The organism is Streptomyces caniferus (genome assembly GCF_009811555.1).
Taxonomy (GTDB): domain Bacteria; phylum Actinomycetota; class Actinomycetes; order Streptomycetales; family Streptomycetaceae; genus Streptomyces; species Streptomyces caniferus.
In genome coordinates, this window is the sequence record NZ_BLIN01000005.1 from 1187501 (window position 1) to 1206168 (window position 18668).

Annotated in this window: 14 protein-coding genes and 1 pseudogene (1 of these 15 cut by a window edge); 5 read left to right on the forward strand and 10 right to left on the reverse strand. The window is 73.6% G+C overall.

The annotated features are described in order from the left end of the window. Together Scani_RS21760 and ptsP are read left to right on the forward strand one after the other, a co-directional pair. A protein-coding gene (locus tag Scani_RS21760) for a PTS sugar transporter subunit IIA (protein ID WP_159478996.1) crosses the window boundary here: on the forward strand, positions 1–245 show its 3' portion. It extends 205 nt beyond the left edge of the window; only the last 245 of its 450 coding nucleotides appear in the window; its start codon lies beyond the left edge, outside the window; its stop codon occupies positions 243–245. Between the two features lie 77 nt (positions 246–322). Then, a complete protein-coding gene (gene ptsP, locus Scani_RS21765) occupies positions 323–1993 on the forward strand; it encodes a phosphoenolpyruvate--protein phosphotransferase (RefSeq protein WP_159478998.1) in 1671 nt (556 codons plus the stop codon). 98 nt (positions 1994–2091) lie between these two features. Here ptsP and Scani_RS21770 read toward each other — a convergent pair whose 3' ends face one another. Both Scani_RS21770 and Scani_RS21775 read right to left on the reverse strand, forming a co-directional pair. After that, positions 2092–3018, reverse strand: coding sequence for a DUF8829 domain-containing protein (locus Scani_RS21770; RefSeq protein WP_159479000.1), 927 nt, complete (start codon positions 3016–3018; stop codon positions 2092–2094). Positions 3019–3166: 148 nt separating this feature from the next. Continuing rightward, on the reverse strand, positions 3167–5197 hold the full coding sequence (locus Scani_RS21775) for an acetoacetate--CoA ligase (protein WP_159479002.1): 2031 nt from the start codon (positions 5195–5197) through the stop codon (positions 3167–3169). A gap of 340 nt (positions 5198–5537) precedes the next feature. Here Scani_RS21775 and Scani_RS21780 point away from each other — a divergent pair, with 340 nt between their 5' ends. Both Scani_RS21780 and Scani_RS21785 read left to right on the forward strand, forming a co-directional pair. Next, positions 5538–7928: a glycoside hydrolase family 31 protein gene (locus Scani_RS21780; RefSeq protein WP_159482281.1), complete on the forward strand. Its 2391-nt coding sequence runs from the start codon at positions 5538–5540 to the stop codon at positions 7926–7928. 178 nt (positions 7929–8106) lie between these two features. Then, positions 8107–8952 (forward strand): M15 family metallopeptidase, encoded by an 846-nt coding sequence (locus Scani_RS21785; protein ID WP_159479004.1) that lies wholly within the window; start codon positions 8107–8109, stop codon positions 8950–8952. Here the strand turns inward: Scani_RS21785 and Scani_RS21790 are convergent. From Scani_RS21790 to Scani_RS21825, 8 genes are all read right to left on the reverse strand, one after another. Beyond that, positions 8882–10243, reverse strand: a complete 1362-nt coding sequence (locus Scani_RS21790; protein ID WP_159479006.1) for an adenylosuccinate synthetase — start codon at positions 10241–10243, stop codon at positions 8882–8884. The genes Scani_RS21785 and Scani_RS21790 overlap by 71 nt on opposite strands. Before the next feature lie 23 nt (positions 10244–10266). Continuing rightward, a complete protein-coding gene (locus Scani_RS21795; protein WP_159479008.1) occupies positions 10267–11265 on the reverse strand; it encodes a hypothetical protein in 999 nt (332 codons plus the stop codon). Positions 11266–11368: 103 nt separating this feature from the next. Then, on the reverse strand, positions 11369–12418 hold the full coding sequence (locus tag Scani_RS21800; protein WP_218039206.1) for a molecular chaperone DnaJ: 1050 nt from the start codon (positions 12416–12418) through the stop codon (positions 11369–11371). Next, entirely contained in the window at positions 12415–13395 is a 981-nt protein-coding gene (locus Scani_RS21805) for an NUDIX hydrolase (RefSeq protein ID WP_159479010.1), read from the reverse strand. The genes Scani_RS21800 and Scani_RS21805 overlap by 4 nt, the downstream gene beginning before the upstream one ends. 134 nt (positions 13396–13529) lie before the next feature. After that, positions 13530–14342, reverse strand: a complete 813-nt coding sequence (locus tag Scani_RS21810; protein WP_159479012.1) for an ABC transporter permease — start codon at positions 14340–14342, stop codon at positions 13530–13532. A 23-nt stretch (positions 14343–14365) separates the two neighbouring features. After that, entirely contained in the window at positions 14366–15214 is an 849-nt protein-coding gene (locus Scani_RS21815; RefSeq protein ID WP_159479014.1) for an ABC transporter permease, read from the reverse strand. A gap of 14 nt (positions 15215–15228) precedes the next feature. Then, the gene (locus Scani_RS21820) at positions 15229–16407 is read right to left on the reverse strand and encodes an ABC transporter substrate-binding protein (protein ID WP_159479016.1); all 1179 of its coding nucleotides are present in this window, start codon (positions 16405–16407) and stop codon (positions 15229–15231) included. 118 nt (positions 16408–16525) lie between these two features. Next, a complete protein-coding gene (locus Scani_RS21825; RefSeq protein ID WP_159479018.1) occupies positions 16526–17602 on the reverse strand; it encodes an ABC transporter ATP-binding protein in 1077 nt (358 codons plus the stop codon). Positions 17603–17879: 277 nt separating this feature from the next. Between Scani_RS21825 and Scani_RS40360 the strand changes: the two are divergent. After that, a pseudogene (locus tag Scani_RS40360) lies at positions 17880–18314 on the forward strand (Zn-ribbon domain-containing OB-fold protein); the annotation flags it as partial. Positions 18315–18668: the final 354 nt, after the last annotated feature.

Below are 18668 nucleotides of genomic sequence, written 5' to 3' on the forward strand. Positions count from 1 at the left end.
TGCTCACCCACCTCGGGATCGACACCGTTCAGCTCAACGGCGAGGGCTTCGAGCTGCTCGTGAACAAGGGTGACACCGTCGCCCGCGGGCAGGAGATCGTGCGCTGGAACCCGGCCGCGGTCGAGGAGGCCGGCAAGTCGCCGGTGTGCCCGGTCGTCGCGCTGGAGGCCACTGCCGATTCGCTCGGCGAGGTGCGCGAGGACGGCGACATCAAGGCGGGCGACCAGCTCTTCTCCTGGCAGTAGCCGGGCGCCGTCCCGTACGGCAGGTACGACATCCATCGCGGCGGCTCGGACCGCCGCATCAACCGGAGACGGGTGCAATGGAGACAACGCTGCGAGGCGTCGGCGTCAGCCACGGTGTGGCGATCGGCGAAGTGCGGCACATGGGCACGGCGGTCCTCGAGCCGCCGGCCAAGCAGATTCCGGCGGACGAGGCGGAGCGCGAACAGGGGCGTGCCCGCCAGGCCGTGGAGGCTGTTGCCGCCGACCTTATAGCGCGGGGGAACCTGGCGGGCGGTGAGGCGCAGGCCGTGCTGGAGGCGCAGGCCCTGATGGCTCAGGACCCCGAGCTGATGGCGGATGTCGAGCGGCGGATCGCCGTCGGCTCCACCGCCGAGCGCGGTGTCTACGACGCGTTCGCCGCCTACCGGGCGCTCCTCGCGGGTGCCGGGGAGTACCTCGCGGGCCGGGTGGCCGACCTCGATGACGTGCGCAACCGTATCGTCGCGCGGCTGCTGGGCGTGCCGATGCCGGGCGTGCCGGACAGCGACGAGCCGTACGTGCTGATCGCGCGGGATCTGGCGCCGGCCGACACCGCGCTGCTGGACCCGACGCTGGTGCTCGGGTTCGTGACCGAGGAGGGCGGGCCGACCAGCCACAGCGCGATTCTGGCGCGGGCGCTGGGGGTGCCGGCGATCGTGGCGCTCCCGGGTGCGGGTGAGCTTGTCGAGGGCACGGTCATCGCCGTCGACGGCAGCACCGGTGAGGTCTTCGTGGAGCCGAACGCCGAGAGGCGGGCGACGCTGGAGCAGGCCGCGGCGGAGCGCAGGGCGGCGCTGGCGGCGTCGTCCGGTCCGGGTGCCACCTCCGACGGGCACAAGGTGCCGCTGCTGGCGAATGTCGGTGGTCCCGGTGATGTGCCCGCGGCGGTCGAGGCCGGGGCGGAGGGTGTCGGGCTCTTCCGTACGGAGTTCCTCTTCCTGGACGACAGCAAGAACGCGCCGTCCGAGGAGAAGCAGGTCGATGCGTACCGCAAGGTGCTGGAGGCCTTCCCGGAGGGGCGGGTCGTGGTGCGGGTGCTCGATGCCGGTGCCGACAAGCCGCTGGACTTCCTGACGCCGGCCGACGAGCCGAACCCCGCGCTGGGTGTGCGGGGGCTGCGGACCCTGCTCGACCACCCCGATGTGCTGCGGACGCAGCTCACGGCGCTGGCCAAGGCTGCCGAGGGGCTGCCGGTCTATCTCGAGGTCATGGCGCCGATGGTGGCGGACCGGGCCGATGCCAAGGCGTTCGCGGATGCCTGCCGGGAGGCCGGGCTGCGGGCGAAGTTCGGGGCGATGGTGGAGATTCCGTCCGCGGCTCTTCGGGCGCGGTCGATTCTGCAGGAGGTCGAGTTCCTTTCGCTGGGGACGAACGATCTGGCGCAGTACACCTTTGCCGCCGACCGTCAGGTGGGTGCCGTCTCGCGGCTGCAGGACCCCTGGCAGCCGGCGCTGCTGGATCTGGTGGCGGCTTCGGCCGACGCGGCGAAGGCCGAGGGCAAGAGCTGTGGTGTCTGTGGTGAGGCGGCCTCCGACCCGCTGTTGGCGTGTGTGCTGACGGGGCTCGGGGTCACCAGCCTGTCGATGGGTGCGGCGTCGATTCCGTACGTCCGGACCACGCTGTCCAAGCACACGCTGGCGCAGTGCGAGCGGGCGGCGGCCGCCGCGCGTGCCGCGGACAGCGCCGAGGATGCGCGGGCCGCCGCGCAGGCGGTGCTCTCCGGGGAGTGATCCCGCGCGGCGCCGTGCGGCGCCGGAGTGTCGATGGCCGTCCCGCCCTTGTGGCGGGGCGGCCGTCGTCGTGTGTGCGGACGGTGTGGATCGCGCGGTCAGTGGTGGTGGGGGTCGGGTGGGGCGGTGAGAGGGAGGCCGGGGGCGTAGTCGACGGCGTGCTCGGGTGGGATCGGTTCGCCGGTGTCGGCGTCGGTGCAGTAGGCGGTGAAGACCTGGGCGGCGCCGAGGGGGCGTAGCCAGGAGTCGCCGAGGGACCAGCCGCGGACCGTGTCGTGGGGTTGGTCGCCGGTGGCGTCGCGGTCGGCGGGAGCGGCGGTGGTGCGGGAGACGAGGCCGCCGGGGGTGCGCAGGGCGAAGCCGGCGGCAAGGACCGTGCAGAAGACGAGGGTCTCGGATTCGGCGAGCCGGGGCCGGGCGCCGTCGTGGCTGGTGGCGTGCAGGACCGCGAGGAGGGACGGCTCTCCGGCGGCGACGGAGCAGACGAGGTGGTGGGTGCCGTCGCCGAGAGCGGTCAGGAGCTCCTGGAGGGCTTGGGTGGCGCGGGCGAAAGCGAGGTGGGCGAGGTCCGCGCCGCACGCGTCGCAGGTGCCGGCGCGGGCCAGGACGCCGGAGGCGTGGTCCCAGGTGGCCTGGCGGTCGGCCTCTTCGACGAGTAACGGGATCAGTTGGCTCAGTGGTTCGCCCTGGTAGGTCAGCGTGGCGCCGGTGCGGGCGACTTCGGCGGTGTAGCGGCTGCGGCTGTCGGGGCGGTCGGGGTCCAGGGCGAGGTCGGCGCAGTACTTCTCGTAGGCGGCCGGGTCGAAGAGGCTGACGGTCGTGAGGACGCCCTGGGAGGCGAGGCGGCGCAGCAGGGTCTCCACCTGCCGGAGGTAGCTGCGGTGGTCGTCGAACGGGAAGGTGCGGTAGCGGCGCATGGCCGTGAAGTCCTGTTCGTCGGCCAGGACGGCGGCGCTGCTCGGGATTTCGCGGCGCAGTGCGCGGCGGGCGGTGGTCGGGTCGGTGGGCCGGGATGTGGATGTCATGACTCCCCCTGAGTGCGTTGCGCCGGCTCGGTGTGAGCCGTGGCGGCCGAACATCACTTGTCACAGAGAGTAATCGGGGGGTCTGACAATGCGGCCGGGCGCCGGACCGGAGGGCGTGGGTGCCCTGGCGGTCCGGCGCGGCCGGGGTCTACTGCGCGCCGTCGGTGGCGCGGTCGCGGCCCACCCGCTCGTAGAAGCGGAGCAGTTCGAGGTTGTCGACGGAGCCGGGGTTGACGGCCTTGTCGAGGGGGGTGCCCTGGAGGAGGCGTTTGACGGGGACCTCGATGCGCTTGCCGGTGAGGGTGTGCGGGACGCCGGGGGCCTCGATGATGTCGTCCGGGACGTGCCGCGGGGAGAGCTCGGTGCGGATGGTGCGCTTGATGCGGTCGCGCAGGGCGTCGTCGAGGGCGGCGCCGGGGGCGAGATGGACGAAGAGCGGCATCCAGTAGCCGCCGTCGGGCAGCTCCAGGCCGATGACGAGGGATTCGCGGATCTCGGGGAGCCGTTCGACGGCCTCGTAGATGTCGGCGGAGCCCATCCGGACGCCCTGGCGGTTGAGGGTGGAGTCGGAGCGGCCGTGGATGACGACGCTGCCGCGGGAGGTGACGGTGATCCAGTCGCCGTGCCGCCAGACGCCGGGGTACATGTCGAAGTAGCTGTCGTGGTAGCGGCTGCCGTCGGGGTCGTTCCAGAAGCGGGTGGGCATGGACGGCATGGGGCGGGTGACGACGAGTTCGCCGACCTCGTCGGTGACCGGTTCGCCCTGGGGGTCCCAGGCCTGGAGGTCGGTGCCGAGGCACGCGGCCTGGAGTTCGCCGATGTGGACGGGGAGGGTGGGGACGGCGCCGGCGAAGCAGCTGCAGACGTCGGTGCCGCCGCTGACGGAGGCCACCCAGAGGTCGGCGCCGCTCTCCGCGAAGCAGTCGTGCAGCCAGCGGAAGCCGTCCGGCGGGAGCGGGGAGCCGGTGGTGGCGACGCAGGCGATGGCGGAGAGGTCGAGGTCGCGGGCGGGGTGGATGCCGGCCTTGCGGCAGGCCATGACGTAGGCGGCGGAAGTGCCGTAGACGGTGGCGCGGGTGGTTGCGGCGACCCGCCACTGGGCGGAGATGTCGGGGTGGCCGGGGCTGCCGTCGTAGAGCACGATCGTGGAGCCCACCAGGAGGCCGGCGACGAGGAAGTTCCACATCATCCAGCCGGTGGAGGTGTACCAGAAGAACCGGTCGTCGGGGCCGAGGTCGCAGTGCAGGCCGGTCTGCTTGAGGTGTTCGAGCAGGATGCCGCCCTGGGACTGGACGATGGCCTTGGGCAGGCCGGTGGTGCCGGAGGAGTACAGGACCCACAGCGGGTGGTCGAAGGGGACCTGTTCGAAGACCGGTTCGGTGTCGTGGGAGGTCAGGTCCGACCAGTTCAGGGCGCCTTCGGGGGCGGGGGTATCGAGCAGCGGGATGTGGACGACGGCGCGCAGGGTGGGGAGTTCGGCGCGGAGCTCGGCGACGGTGTCGCGGCGGTCGTGCTCCTTGCCGCCGTAGCGGTAGCCGTCGACGGTGAACAGGACGACGGGTTCGATCTGCTGGAAGCGGTCCAGCACGCTGCGGGCGCCGAAGTCGGGGGCGCAGGAGGTCCATACTCCGCCGACCGCGGCGGTGGCGAGGAGTGCGACGACGGCCTGCGGGATGTTGGGGACGTAGGCGCTGACCCGGTCGCCGGGGCGGACGCCGAGGCGGCGGAGTTCGGCGGCCAGCGAGCCGACCTGGGCGCGCAGCTCCGCCCAGGTGACCGGGGTGGGCTCATGGGTCTCGTCGACGTACAGCAGCGCGGGGTCGTCGGCGCGGGCCGGGTCCTCGGCGGCGCGCAGGGCGTGCTCGGCGTAGTTGAGGGTGGCGCCGGGGAACCAGCGGGCGCCGGGCATCGCGGGGTCGGCGAGGACCGTTTCGTACGGGGTGGCGAAGCGGACGTCGAACCACTCCGCGGTGGCCTGCCAGAAGGCGGAGAGGTCGTCGACGGACCAGCGGTGCAGGGCGGCGTAGCTCGTGGCGGGGTCGCCGGGGGTGGGCGCGGGCGCGCCGTGGTGCGCGGCGGCCCAGGTGTGGAAGCGGGTGACCTGTGCGCCGGTGATCCGGTCCGGGCCTGGTTGCCAGAGGGGTTCCGGCTGCGGGGCGGACTGCGGTGCGGTGGTCATGATGCGGCTCCCGGGCGGTACGCGTCGTGGGCGTCGGGCGCGCACGGCGGTGGGGTTCCCCCGGCCCAGTCGCTGGGCGTGTGCGCGTGACACGGCTTGCCTGGACGATGCCATGTGATCGACTTGTGCACCAGGGTGGGCTGCCCACATTCGGGGGGTGGCGGGTGTGGTGCCGGCACGTGGTCCGGGCCGGCTCCGGGGGTCGTGGGGGGACATACGGCGGGATTCGGCCATCGCGTGACGATCCGCGGGCCCGAGGGTGGCCGAGCGTGACCCCGCGCAGGTGAACGGCAGTTGAACGGTGCCCGCGCACCCGGCCGTCAATGGCAGGCTGACCGGCATGGACGGGCGGGATCTGGTGCGGTCGGTACGGATGATCAGGGCGGTCGGGCCGGCGCAGGGGCTACGGTCCGTGCGTGCGGCGTGGCGGGCGCGGCGGGCGGATGCGCTGGCGCTGCCAAGACGCGCCGCGGAGCGGGCGCGGGTACCGGGGGCGGCCAGTGGAGCGGAACCCCAGCCGGGCGGCGGGTTGATCCACTTCGCGCGGTCGTCGCTGCGGGTGCGGGTGGCGTCGGGCGGCGCGGTGTTCTGCGGCTGGGAGGGCGCCGAGCCGGAGCCGTCGTACGCGCTGGCCGGGGCGTGCCCCGAGGTGGACGCGCGGGCGGTGCTGGAACCCGATACCGAGGGCGGCTGGCGGGTGGTCTCCGAGCGGGTGCTGGTGGTGGTGTCCCGGCACGGTGCGGTGGAGGTGCGGACGCCCGGCGGGGCGGTGCTGCGGCGGGAGTTGCCGCCGCGCTGGTGGGACCGCGTCGCCGAGGAGAGTGCCGACGGGCGGGCCGAGGGCGCCTCGCGGTGGGTGCAGCGCGCGGAGGTCGCGGCCGATGCCCGGTTCTTCGGGCTCGGCGGCCGGGCGCACGGCCCGCGGCTGCGGGACGGGGTCTACCGGCTGTGGAACACGGATCCGGGCGGTGCCTTCGAGCCGGGGGACGATCCGCTGTCGCTGACGATGCCGGTACAGCTGGTGGTGGCGGACGCCGGTACGCATCTGGTCTTCCACGACAATTCCTGGGACGGCCGGGTGACGTTGCGCGAGGGCGCGGAGGGGGCGGGCTCCGGGCACGACCGGCCGGGGACCTGTGAACTGCGGATGGACGGCGGACCGCTGCGCTACTGGGTGCTGGCCGGCACCCCGGCCCGGGTGCTGCAGGGCTGGACGGCGCTGACCGGGGCGCCCGCGCTGCCGCCGCAGTGGGCCCTGGGATATCAGCACGCCCGCTGGGGCTTCGGCGGTCAGGCCGAGGTGCGCCGGGTGGTGGCCGGTTACAAGGAGCGCGGCCTTCCGCTGTCCGCGGTGCATCTGGACATCGACCATTTCGACCGGCACCGGGTCTTCACCGTCGACCGGCAGCGCTATCCGGATCTGCCCGGTCTGGCACGGGAGTTGCGGGCGGACGGGGTGCGGCTGGTGTCGATCGTGGATCCGGCGGTGAAGGCGGAACCGGGGGACGTGGTGTATGAGGGCGGGTCTGCGGCGGATGCCTTCGTACGGGACGCACGGGGGCGCGAGGTGCGCGGGGTGGTGTGGCCGGGCGAGTCGGTGTACCCGGATTTCACCGATGCGCGGGCGCGCAAGTGGTGGGGTGCGCTGTACGCGGAGCGCCTGGCGCAGGGCTTCGCGGGCGTCTGGCACGACATGAACGAGCCGGTCTCGTTCGCCGCGTTCGGGGAGCGGACGCTGCCGCGCTCGGCGCGGCACGCCCTGGAGGGCCGGGGCGGCGACCATCGGGAGGCGCACAACATCTACGCGCTTGCCATGGCGCGGGCCGGCTTCGAGGGGCTGTGCGAACTGCGGCCGGCCGAGCGGCCGTTCCTCTTCTCCCGTTCGGGCTGGGCCGGGATGCAGCGCTACGGCGGCAGCTGGTCGGGCGATGTGACGACGGGCTGGGCGGGGTTGCGCGCCTCGCTGTCTCTGGTGCTGGGTCTGGGGCTGTGCGGGGTCCCGTACAGCGGTCCCGATATCGGCGGGTTCTCCGGGGTGCCGTCCCCGGAGCTGTATCTGCGGTGGTTCCAACTGGGGGCCTGGCTGCCGCTGTTCCGTACGCATTCGGCGCTCGGGGCGGGGCGGCGGGAGCCGTGGGAGTACGGGGTCGAGGTGGTCGAGCACGCCCGTACGGCGCTGCGCGAACGGGAGCGGCTGCTGCCGTACTTCGGGACGCTGGGCCAGTTGGCGCGGCTGACCGGCGCGCCGTACGTCCGGCCGGTGTGGTGGAGCGCGCCGCGGGACCGGGCGCTGCGGGACTGTGAGGACGCCTTTCTGCTGGGGGACGCGCTGCTGGTGGCGCCGGCGCTGGCGGCGGGTGTGACCCGGCGGCCGGTGCGGCTGCCGCGCGGCCGGTGGTACGACACCGCGACCGGGCGGGCGTACGACGGTCCCGGACAGGTGTGGGTGGAGGCGCCGCTGTCGCGGATTCCGGTGCTGGCACGGGCCGGTGCGGTGATGCCGGTGACGGGTGCGGACGGTGGGACGGAGCTGGAGGTCTGGGCGCCGGTGGCCGGGCGCGGGGGCGGCGGGCTGGTGGTGCCTGATGCCGGGGACGGCTGGCAGCGGCCGACGGTGGAGCGCTTCACCTCGCGGCGGGAGGGCGACCGGGTGGTCGTGGAGCGGCGGGACGGGGGCGCGGTGGGCTATCCGGTGCGGGTGCGGGGGCTCAACGACGGGGCGGAGGCGTAGGCGGGCGGGGCAGGGAGGAACGGAGGAGGAGCGGGCAGCGGCGTGGCGGGGTGGGGCAGGAGGGGCCGTAGCGGGGCGGGGGACCCGGTGGACCGGTTGCGCGGACGGCGCGTTGCACGGTGGGCGGGTTGCGCGGTGGGGCTTCCCCTCCGACTGCCGTGCTGGTAAACGGGGTGCCATGCCCAGACTTGCTGCCGCGCTGCGCGGCCTCGCCGCCGCTGCCGCCGCGCTGATCGCCGTCGCCGCCGTCCCTTCGGATGCGGCAGCGGGCACCGCCCCGCACCGCCCGTCACCGTCGTCGCATCCGTCCCACGACCCCAAGGCGCCCAGGGAGTTCGTCGCGCTGCGGGACGTGGACCCCACGATCATCCAGGAGATGCGCTACGCCACCCCGCACGACTTCATGGGGGTGCCGGTGACCGGCTACCGGGCGCCGATGTGCCTGCTCACCCGGGACGCGGCACGGGCGTTGCACCGGGCGCAGCGCTCGTTCCTGCGCCGCGGGTACTCCCTCAAGGTCTACGACTGCTACCGGCCGCAGCGCGCGGTGGACCACTTCGTGCGCTGGGCCGAGGACTTGGGCGACCAGCGGATGAAGGCCGAGTTCTATCCGCGGGTCGACAAGTCGACGCTGTTCCGGGACGGCTATATCGCGGAGAAGTCCGGGCACAGCCGGGGCAGCACCCTCGATCTGACGCTGGTGCGGCTGCCGGCCCTGCCCACCCGGCCGTACGTCCCCGGGGAGCCACTGTCGTCGTGCTACGGCCCGAAGGCGGCCCGTTTCCCGGACAACGGGCTGGACATGGGAACCGGCTTCGACTGTTTCGACACCCTGGCGCACACCCTCGACCCGCGGATCAAGGGCACGCAGCGGGCGCACCGGCTGCTGCTGAAGGACGGCATGGAGCGCGCCGGATTCGTCAATTACCCCTACGAGTGGTGGCACTACACCTTCACGCCGGAGACGTTTCCGGACACCTACTTCGACTTCCCGGTTGCCCGGCGGTCGCTCGTCCGGCACTGACCGGCCACGTCGTCGACGGCCCGTCCGGCGGGCCTGTCTTGTCCGCCGCGGTCGGTCCGCAGGAGGTCAGGAGCACCGGGGCGGACAAGGCGTCGGAGAGGGCGTCGGTCCAGTCGCGCGGGTCGCTGCCGGGCGTCTGCCAGCGGTCCGGGCGGGCGGTCAGCAGTCGCTCGGTGAGGGCCTGCTGACGGCGGAGGTCGCCCGGTCGCGCGGCCGGGATGCGGTCCATGGGGCCGTCCGGGGTGCGGTAGCCGCGGGCGAGGCGCAGCGCGGGGTGGCGGGCCGGCGCGTCGAGGTGGGTGACGGCGAGACCGTCCACTCCCCCGCAGGCCGCGACGGCGTAGGCGTGCGCGGGGGCGTCGAAGTGGCCCGCGCGGAAGCCTCCTTGCCAGCGGCCGTGGCCGTTGTGCGGCTCGGGGAGGGCGGCGGCCAGGGCGGGGTCCTCGGTGACGAGCGGGCCGGGACCGTGCCGCGTCGTATAGGTCCGTACGACGCCCAGCCGCAGCGCGGTGTGCGGCCGGCCGGCCTCGGCGAGGAGGGTTTCGGCGCCGTCGAAGGTGGTGGTGGACCAGGTGGTGTACGGGTGGAAGCCGTGCCACTCGTCCAGCAGGACGCCCTGGGCGCCTTCGAAGACGGCCGGCCCGCGGCGCAGCAGGCCGGGCAGATGGGACTCGTCGACGAGGGTGACGTGGTCGGCGAAGGCGGTGAAGGCGGCCGTGCAGGCGTCGACGGGCGGTGCGTCGAGCGGACCGACGGCGGCGGTGAGGCGGTCGCGGAGCAGGGTGAGTTTGCGGCGCAGGGCCGTACGGGAGGTGCAGTCGCCGGCCGTGGGGGCGTCGGCGGGGTGGGCGAGGGCGTAGGCGGCGGTCTCGCCGATGCCCATGCCGCAGGAGCCGTGGCGGGCGGTGCCGCGGGCGCGCTCCCGCGCCCGGTTGGCGGCCGCGTGGTACGGCGTGGTGAGGCGGGCGCGCCGGTCCACGGTGAGCAGCGCGAGCGGGTCCGGGACACCGAGCGAGGCGAGATGCCGGGCCTCGATGGCGAGCGCCGCCGGGTCCACCATCATCAGGCGGGACAGATGGGTGGGAATGCCGCTGAAGGTGCCGGAGCCGAACTGGGCGAAGGTGTGGTGGCGGCCGTCGGTGGTGACGACGTTGTGGGCGGCCTGGGCGCCGCCGTTGAAGCGGATCACCGCCGAGACCGGCGCCGCGCCCGGGCGGGGGACGCAGAGCCGGTCGACGACGGTGCCCTTGCCGGCGTCGCCGTAGCCGAGGTCGACCACGATGGTGTGCACGGAGGGTTCCTCTTTCCGCAGGGTCACAGCCGGGTGGTGCCACCGGGGCCGGGGGTGCCGACGGTGTCGATCAGCGGCGCCGTGGAGTGCGCGACGGTGCCCCGCCCGCGGCCGAGGGTGGCCAGCGCCTTGCCGACGGTGCCGCCCGCGTCGGAGCCGATGTCGGCGAGGTCGTCGAGTCCGGCGGCGAGGTCGATGGCCTCCTCGCCGAGGCCGACGGTCAGGGCGAGGGTTTCGCAGACCGCGCCGAGGTCGTCGAGTTCGATGACGTTCTGGCCGAGGAGCTTGCGCCAGGTGCCCAGGACGGCGGCGTTGCCGACGTGGGTGGCACCGGCCGGGACGATGAAGTAGACATCGAACTTCCGCTGCACCTCGGCGAGGATCGAGGGCAGGGGGATGTCCTCGGCGAGGTCGTCGCCGAAGACCGCACGGACCTCGCGGGCCTTGACCTTCCCGTAGGGCATCTCGTCGCCGATGAGGAAGAGGTAGCCGCGGCGGCCGCGCTTCTCGTGGCAGTCGATGCTGGTGTGGCGTGCCATGGCGTAGAGGGCGAGTTCGTACGACTCGGTCATCTGGCCGCCTCCGCCGCCTTCCAGGAGGAAGTTGCCGAGGTCGTCGTCCATGCGGTTGTCGGACTCGAACTGTCCGATCTGGAGCGGCACCCGGTCGCAGGTGGCGTCGCCGACGGCTCCGAAGAGGATCTGCGGGTGCTCGACGTACCCCTTGCGCAGCAGCAGGCCGAACAGCTCGGGAAGCTTGGTCTGCAGCGCCCGGGGCACCGCACGCATCGATCCGGTGACGTCGAAGAGGACGGCGAGGGCCAGCGAGGCGGGGTGTTCGTCGGAGTCCCGGCTCTCGCGGGTGGTGAGGCCCTTCGGGTCGAGGGAGGCGTGTGCGGTCCAGGTGTGGCGCGGGGACGAGGTGGTGACACGGTCGCTGTAGTCGAAGGCGCTGGTGCCGGCGGCGTCGCGGTAGTGCGCCGCGGCGCCGTAGACATCGGTGGACCAGGTTCCGCTGCCCATGGTGGATCCCCCTGTGTGGTGGGCGGGTCGGGTGGTGGAGTGAGGTGCGGCGCGCTCCCGTACGGGGCGGCGCGCTCGGTACTGCCTGCGGAGGCGGTGCGGCCTACGGATGCGGTGCGGGCATCGTGGACGGGCGGAAGGTGCGGGGCCCGTAGAGGCGGTCGAGGAGTGCGTCCAGCTCGGCCAGCAACTGCCAGGCGTCGTGCGGACGGCGGGCCTCGGCCGGCAGGGTGCAGCCGCGCAGGAAGGCCCGCATCGGCTTCGGGGTGCGCGCCCCCATGAGGGTGGCCATGGTGTGGGAGGCGAGGTGGATGTCGGTGGCCTCGGTCGCCGGGCGGCGGCCGGTCACCTCGGGCGGATAGGCGGCGCGGTGGCGTTCGACGAGCGCGGGGACGCGGTCGCCGGGGGCCGTGCTGTAGCACCAGTCGACGAGGACCAGGCCGTGCAGCCCGGGGTGGACGAGGACGTGTTCGGGCAGGACGGCGCCGTGCACCCGGCCGGCGCGGTGCGCCCAGCCGAGCGCCGCCAGCAGCCTGCGCCACATCCAGGCGGCATCGCGCGGGTCGAGTCCGCCCGGGTGGGCGTCATGGACCTCGGCGAGCGTGTGGAAACCGTCCGACGGTACGAGGGCGTTGACCCGGCGTTCGCCGCCGGTGTCCGGGTCGCGGTGGCGGAAGGACTCCAGCAGCCGGGGCGCGTAGGCACGGTGGCGCGGGTCGCCGTGCCGCGCCAGCCGGTCGAGGGTCCGGGCCTCGCGCTCCATGAGGTCGTTGTCGGTGACCGTGCGCGGGATCTTCAGCAGCGCGCGGTGACGGGTGCCGTCCTCCTCGTACGTCGCCTCGCGGAGCACCGCGAGGTCGCCGGTGGTGAGGGTCGCGCCGAGGGTGTACGTGCGGCGGCGGGTGGTCAGGGTCGGGCGGGCGGCGGCGGTGTGCTGCTGCCAGAGGGCGTCGAGGCGGGCGAACTCGGCCTCGGCGTCCGGGCGTTCGCCGGGCGGTGCGGTGTCGGGGTGCAGCAGCCGGGCGAGCCGGCGGTGGGTCCGGACGGCCGCCGCGTGGTCGGCGGGGAAGAGGTCCGCGGGCCGGCGGGCCGCGGCCAGTGCGGCGCGGGCGGCGGCACGGGTGTGCGGGGCGTCCGCGGCCATGGTGGTCATCGCACGCTCTCCTCCCGGTCGGGGCGCAGCAGCGCCGGATGCAGCAGGCGGGCGTCGCCCGCACGGTAGAGACGAGCGCGCGGACCGCCGCGGGCTCCCCCGCGGGCCGCCGTCGCGCCGGTGGATTCGACGAACCCGGGCACCGAGAGCACCTTGCGGTGGAAGTTCCCCGCGTGCAGCGGGCTGCCCCAGATGGATTCGTAGACGCCGCGGAGCTCGACGACGGTGAATTCCTCCGCGAGGAACGCCGTGGCCAGCGGGGTGTACTCGATCTTCGCGCGGGCGCGGTCGAGTCCGTCGGCGACGATCGCGGCATGGTCGAAGGCGAGCGGCAGAAGCGCCTGCGGACCGGGGCCGTCCTCCGCCGTCGCGTCGCCGACGGGCCGGGGCGCGGAATCACCCCCGTCGATCCCGCGCCCCGGGCCCTGCTCTGAGGGACGCGGCCGGGCCGCGTCCGGTTCGACGGAAGTCCGCGGAGTCACCCTTTCGGGTTCCCGCGCCTCCGTACGGCCCCCGAGATCCAGCGCGGCGACCGGGACCCAGGCCGCGGCCGAGGCGTCGCCGCCGCCGCGGGCCTCGGGGAGGTCGGGTGCGAAGGCGAGGTAGGCGACGGTGACGACGGGCATCCGCGGATCGCGGCCGGGATCGCCGTAGGAGCCGAGCTGTTCGAGGTGGACGCGTTCCAGTTGCGTGGCGTCCAGGCCGGTCTCCTCGGCGAGTTCGCGGGCCGCGGCCGCGTCGAGCGACTCCCGGCCGGCCTGGACGAAGCCGCCCGGCAGCGCCCAGGCGCCCTGGAAGGGGTGGCCGCCGCGCTCGACGAGCAGGACGTGCAGGGCCCCGGCGCGCAGCGTCAGCGCGACCACGTCCACGGTCACGGCGATGGCCGGGAACTCCCGCGGGTCGTAGGCCGCGAGGAACTCGCTGTCCTCCTGGCTCCGCGCGGCGCCGCTCGCGTTGCCCTGCCGGTCCGTGTCCACGGCCACCCCTCCCACGTCGTTCTCACTTTGAGTCTTTCTCGGAACGAGAACAACATAGCACCGGACGTCGGCGGCGTACAGGGCGAGGGGGCGGCAGCGGGACGGGCCGGGGGGCGCCTTCGTGAGGCGGCGGCTCAGAGCCGCCCGCCGGCGGTGTCCGACGAGAGCCGCTGGGCGGCGTACACCGGAACGACCGACAGGGCGATCAGCAGCGCGGCGAGCACATCGACGACCGGCGCCTGGTGGGGGCGGGCCAGGTTCTCGTAGATCCAGATCGGCAGCGTCCTCGTGCCCGCACCCGCCGTGAAGGTGGTCACCACGACCTCGTCGAAGGAGAGCGCGAAGGCCAGCAGGGCGCCGGCGAACAGCGCAGGGCGCAGCGCGGGGAAGGTCACGTACCGCAGGGTCTGCCAGGGGCGGGCGCCCAGGTCGGCGGAGGCCTCGGCCAACGACGGCGCGATCCTGCGGAGCCGGGCGGCGACGTTGTTGAAGACGATGACGACGCAGAAGGTGGCATGGCCGACGACGACCGTGAACAGGCCGAAGCCGATGCCCAGCGGTGCGAGGACGGTGCGGAAGGCCGCGTTGAGGGCGATACCGGTGACGATGCCCGGCAGGGCGATCGGCAGCACGATCAGGAACGAGACGGCCCGCCGTCCGAAGAAGCCGTGGCGGTGCACGGCGAAGGCCGCGAGCGAGCCGAGGACCAGGGCGATGGCGGTGGCGCCGAGGCCCGCCCGCAGCGAGGTCCACAGGGCGTCGCGGGCGCCCGCGCTGTGCCGGGCGCGGCTCCACCATGCGCCGGTCAGGGCCCTGGGCGGCCACGCGAACGACGGGTCGGCGTTGAGGGAGTTGAGCAGGACCAGGAGCAGCGGGAGGTAGATCAGGGCGAGGCCGGCGGCCGTGAGGCAGCCGAGGACGATACGGGCGGTGCGGGTGAGATGCATCCGGCTGCCTCCTTCGGTACCGGTCAGAGCGAGTCGAGGGCGCCGGCCCGGCGGACGGCGGCGAGATAGCAGACGACGAGGGCGACCGGGACCGCGGAGAGCGCCGCCGCGAGCGGCAGGTCGAGGGTGACCTGAGAGGCGATGACATTGCCCAGGAGCTGGGTGCGGCCGCCGACGATCTGTGCGGTGAGGTAGTCGCCGAGGGAGAGCGAGAAGGTGAAGACGGAACCCGCCAGGAGCGCCGGCCGGACGGCGGGGGCGACGACGGAGCGCAGGGTGCGTATGGTGCCCGCGCCGAGGTCGGCGGAGGCCTCCAACAGGTGGGCGGGCAGCCGCTCCAGGGCGGTGTGGACCGGCAGGATCATGTACGGCAGCCAGAGGTAGGCGAGCACGATCACGACGGCGGTCGTGCCGTACCCGGGGCCGCGCAGACCGAACGGGGCGAGTGCCGCATTGACGATGCCGTGCTCGCCGAGCATCACCCGCCAGGCGTACGCCTTGACCAGATAGCCGGCCCACAGCGGGGTCAGCACGGCCACCAGCAGGGCGCGGCGCAGCCGGCCGGTCGCCACCCGCGCCATGAAGAAGGCCATCGGCAGCGCGAGGAGGGCGTCGAGGAGGGTGACGGCCACGGCGATGCCGAAGGTGCGCAGGGCGACGGTGCGGTAGACGGGGGTGGTGAGGACGTCGCGGAAGTTGTCGGTGGTCCAGGTGTGCACGACGTCCGAGGTGAAGGGATCGGTGGTCCAGAAGGCGGAGAGCAGGAGGACGGCGAGGGAGCCGAGGTAAGCGAGGACCAGCCACAGGAGCGGCGGGGCGAGGAGCGCGGCGAGCCGGCCGCGGGCGCGGGGCTCACGGCTCGTGGCGGACACCCGGACTCCCGCGCTCAGCCCTTGATCTCCGTCCAGGCCCGGGTCCACTCCGCATAGTCGGTGCACGTGACGTTCTTGCGGCCGTCGAGGCACTGCGGGACGGGGGTGGTCCAGAAGTGGACGCGGCGGTAGTAGGCCTCGTCATCGGCGTGGTAGACGGCGCAGTGATGCGGGTCGGCGGTCTCCCGGCAGGCCTTGGCGTTGGCGGGCGCCTCGCCGAAGTACTCGGCCACCTGGGCGTTCACCTTCGGGGAGACGATCCAGTTGAGCCACTTGTAGGCGCAGTTGGGATGGGCGGCCTCGGCGGAGACCATCCAGGTGTCGGACCAGCCGGTGGCGCCCTCCTTGGGGAGGACGGCCTTGACGGGGGCCTTCTCCGCGGCGGCGGTGTTGGCGATGACCTGCCAGGTGGTGCCGAGGACGCTGTCACCGCCCTTGAAGGCCGTGACTTCCTTCTGGTAGTCGCTCCAGTATTCGCCGATCTGCTGCCGCTGCTTCTTCAACAGGGCCACCGCGGCGTCGAGTTGCTTGTGGTCCAGCGCGTACGGGTCCTTGATGCCGAGCGCGGGACGGGCCTTCATGAGGTAGAGGGCGGCGTCGGCGATGTAGATGGGCGAGTCGTAGGCGGTGACCTTGCCCGCGTACTTCGCCGCGTCGTCGAAGACGGCCTTCCAGGAGTCGGGGGCCGGGGAGACCTTGTCGGTGCGGTACATCAGCAGGTTGGCGCCGCGGCCGTGCGGGACGCCGTACATCTTCCCGTCCTTGGAGTTGAACGGGCGCATCTTCAGGCCGCTGAAGATGTCGCGGTAGTTCGGCACGAGACGGGTGTTGACGGGCGCCACGTCGCCCGCGGCGATCAGCCGGAGGGTGGCGTCGCCGGACGCGGAGACGGTGTCGTACTGGCCGGTCTTCATCAGCGAGACCATCTCGTCGGAGGTCCCGGCGGTCTTGGTGTTGACCTTGCAGCCGGTCCGCTTCTCGAAGGGGTGCACCCAGTCGGCCTCGGGGTCGTTCGAGCCGTCCTCGGCGTATCCGGCCCAGGCGATGATGTCGACCCGGCCCTCCCCCTTGCCGACACTCTTCTGCTCGGCGGCTCCCCCGCCGTCCGCTCCCCCGCCGCCGGAACCGCACGCGGCGGCCAGCAGCAGGGCCCCGGCCGCCACGGCGGCCTTCCACGGATTCGCGTTGCGCATGGTGAACTCCCGCTGTCGCACACGACTGTCGAGCCCCGCCAGTATCCGGAAGCCGGCCCTCTGCCACCAGAGCGCGTCGGGCAGCACATGCGCCCCGGGGGCGCGATACGACGATCTCTCAGCCGGGCACCGGAAAGGCGTCCTCGGCCTTCCACAGCAGATGCACGGCGGCGCCCGGACGGGCGGCATCCGGCAGCTCCGTGGAGTTCAGCCGCACCACGGTGAGCCGGTCGTCGCCGGCGTCGAGGTCCACCACCACGCGCGTATGGGCGCCGACGTGGGCGATCTCGGCGACCCTGCCCGGCGCACACCGCTCCCCCGGGCCCGGCATGCCGTCCGGGCCCTCGGGAGCGGCGATCCGGATCCGCTCGGGGCGGAGGCTGTACGTGCCCGGGGCGCCGACCACACGGACCGCGGCCTGGTCGCGCAGCAGATTGGTGGTGCCGATGAAGCCCGCGACGAACGCCGTGGCGGGACGGTCGTAGAGCTCCAGCGGCGTACCGGTCTGCTCGATCCGGCCGCGGTCGAGCACGGCGAGACGGTCGCTGAGCGTCAGCGCCTCCTCCTGGTCGTGGGTGACGAGGAGGAAGGTGACGCCGGTGGTGCGCTGGATGCGCCGGAGTTCGCGCTGCATCTCCTGGCGCAGCTGAAGGTCGAGCGCGCCGAGGGGTTCGTCGAGCAACAGCAGCCCCGGGTCGTCGATCAGGGCGCGGGCCAGGGCGACGCGCTGTCGCTGGCCGCCGGAGAGCTGGGCCGGCCGGCGCGGGCCGTGGTCGTCGAGGCGTACGGTGCGCAGCGCGGCACGGGCGCGGGCGCGGCGTTCGGATCTGCGCACTCCGGCGACGGTGAGTGCGTAGGCGACGTTCTGCTCGACGGTCATGTGGGGGAAAAGCGCGTAGTCCTGGAAGACGGTGTGGACATCGCGGCGGCTGGGCGGGAGGGCGGTGACATCGCGGCCGGCGAGTTCGATGCGGCCCGAGGTGGGCCGCTCGAAGCCGGCGATCAGGCGCAGCAGGGTGGTCTTGCCCGAGCCGGAGGGGCCGAGGAGGGAGAAGAACTCCCCTTCCCTGAGGGTGAGCCCGGCGGCGTCGACGGCACGCAGCGGGCCGAACTCCTTGGTGACGCCGGTGAGGCGTACGGCGGGGGCGGCTTCCGCCGGGGCGGGACGGGCATCGGTGCGGGCGGCTTCGGTCACGGGCGCTCCCCCTCGTGAACGGCTTGATCGCCCGGCGACTGTACCGGGGTTCCGCGGGGCGCGGCAGCGTGTCACACTTCTGACGTTGCGTCAGATTTGGTGGGTGTCGGCAGTGGCGGGGTTCCGTAGGGGGCGGCGGTTCCGGCAGTTAGGCGGTTCCGGCAGTTAGGCAGTTCCGGTTGATCGTCGGCTTCATCGGTTGGTCCGGCTCCGTCGGTTCCGTCGGTTCCGGCAGGCAGCTCTGTGGGTTCGTTCGGTCTACGGTCGGGGAGGGTCTGTGACGCGCACGCCAAGGCCGGTGGTGCCGGGGTGGTTCGATCAGGAGGCGGCGGATTTCCGTCTGCTGGGGACGCGCTGCCGGGCCTGCGGTGCGGTGTTCTTCCCCCGGGAGGACGCCTTCTGCCGCAACCCCGTGTGCGGGGGCGAGGAGCTGGTGGAGGTACGCCTGTCCCGGCGCGGCACGGTCTGGTCGCACACGGACGCGCGCTACCGTCCGCCCGCCCCCTACGTCTCCGACCCGGAGGCCGAGTGGCGGCCGTACACCCTGGTCGCCGTGGAGCTGGCGGAGGAGCGGATGGTGGTCCTCGGACAGGCCGCGCCCGGCGTCCGCGCCGCGGATCTCGCCGTGGGCACGGAGGTCGAGCTGGTGCCCGGGACCCTCGCCGAGGACGACCGGCACGTCTGGACGACGTGGCATTGGCGGCCTTGCGGGCGGGAGGACTGCGGGGTAGCGGAGTCTGCGCCTCCGGCTGGGTGCGAGGCCACGCACGATGCTCCGCGGGCCGTGGCCGCCGCCGTAGCCGATGCCGATGCCGATGGCGATGGCGATGCCGATGCCGATGCCGATGCCGATGGCGATGGCGATGGCGATGCCGCGGGGACCGTAACCGTCGGCCCGCGGGCGGAAACCGCATCACTACACCCGCCCACCCCCCGAAGGGGGGTGGGCGGCGGGGAAAAAACCAACGGCGCGGGTGGGCGGCGGGTAGGGGGGCGCACAGCAAGCGCCACCCCCGGGGACATGGGCACCGCCTCCGGAAGCGCGTACACCACGTCCGGCACCACG

What these genes read in the sequence shown, in the direction of transcription:
- Scani_RS21800 (WP_218039206.1), bottom strand. Translation starts at nt 12,418, where the DNA reads ATGACCACCATGGCCGCGGACGCCCCGCACACCCGTGCCGCCGCCCGC.
- Scani_RS21770 (WP_159479000.1), bottom strand. Translation starts at nt 3,018, where the DNA reads ATGACATCCACATCCCGGCCCACCGACCCGACCACCGCCCGCCGCGCA.
- Scani_RS21785 (WP_159479004.1), top strand. Translation starts at nt 8,107, where the DNA reads ATGCCCAGACTTGCTGCCGCGCTGCGCGGCCTCGCCGCCGCTGCCGCC.
- Scani_RS21820 (WP_159479016.1), bottom strand. Translation starts at nt 16,407, where the DNA reads ATGCGCAACGCGAATCCGTGGAAGGCCGCCGTGGCGGCCGGGGCCCTG.
- ptsP (WP_159478998.1), top strand. Translation starts at nt 323, where the DNA reads ATGGAGACAACGCTGCGAGGCGTCGGCGTCAGCCACGGTGTGGCGATC.
- Scani_RS21780 (WP_159482281.1), top strand. Translation starts at nt 5,538, where the DNA reads ATGGACGGGCGGGATCTGGTGCGGTCGGTACGGATGATCAGGGCGGTC.
- Scani_RS21775 (WP_159479002.1), bottom strand. Translation starts at nt 5,197, where the DNA reads ATGACCACCGCACCGCAGTCCGCCCCGCAGCCGGAACCCCTCTGGCAA.
- Scani_RS21795 (WP_159479008.1), bottom strand. Translation starts at nt 11,265, where the DNA reads ATGGGCAGCGGAACCTGGTCCACCGATGTCTACGGCGCCGCGGCGCAC.
- Scani_RS21810 (WP_159479012.1), bottom strand. Translation starts at nt 14,342, where the DNA reads ATGCATCTCACCCGCACCGCCCGTATCGTCCTCGGCTGCCTCACGGCC.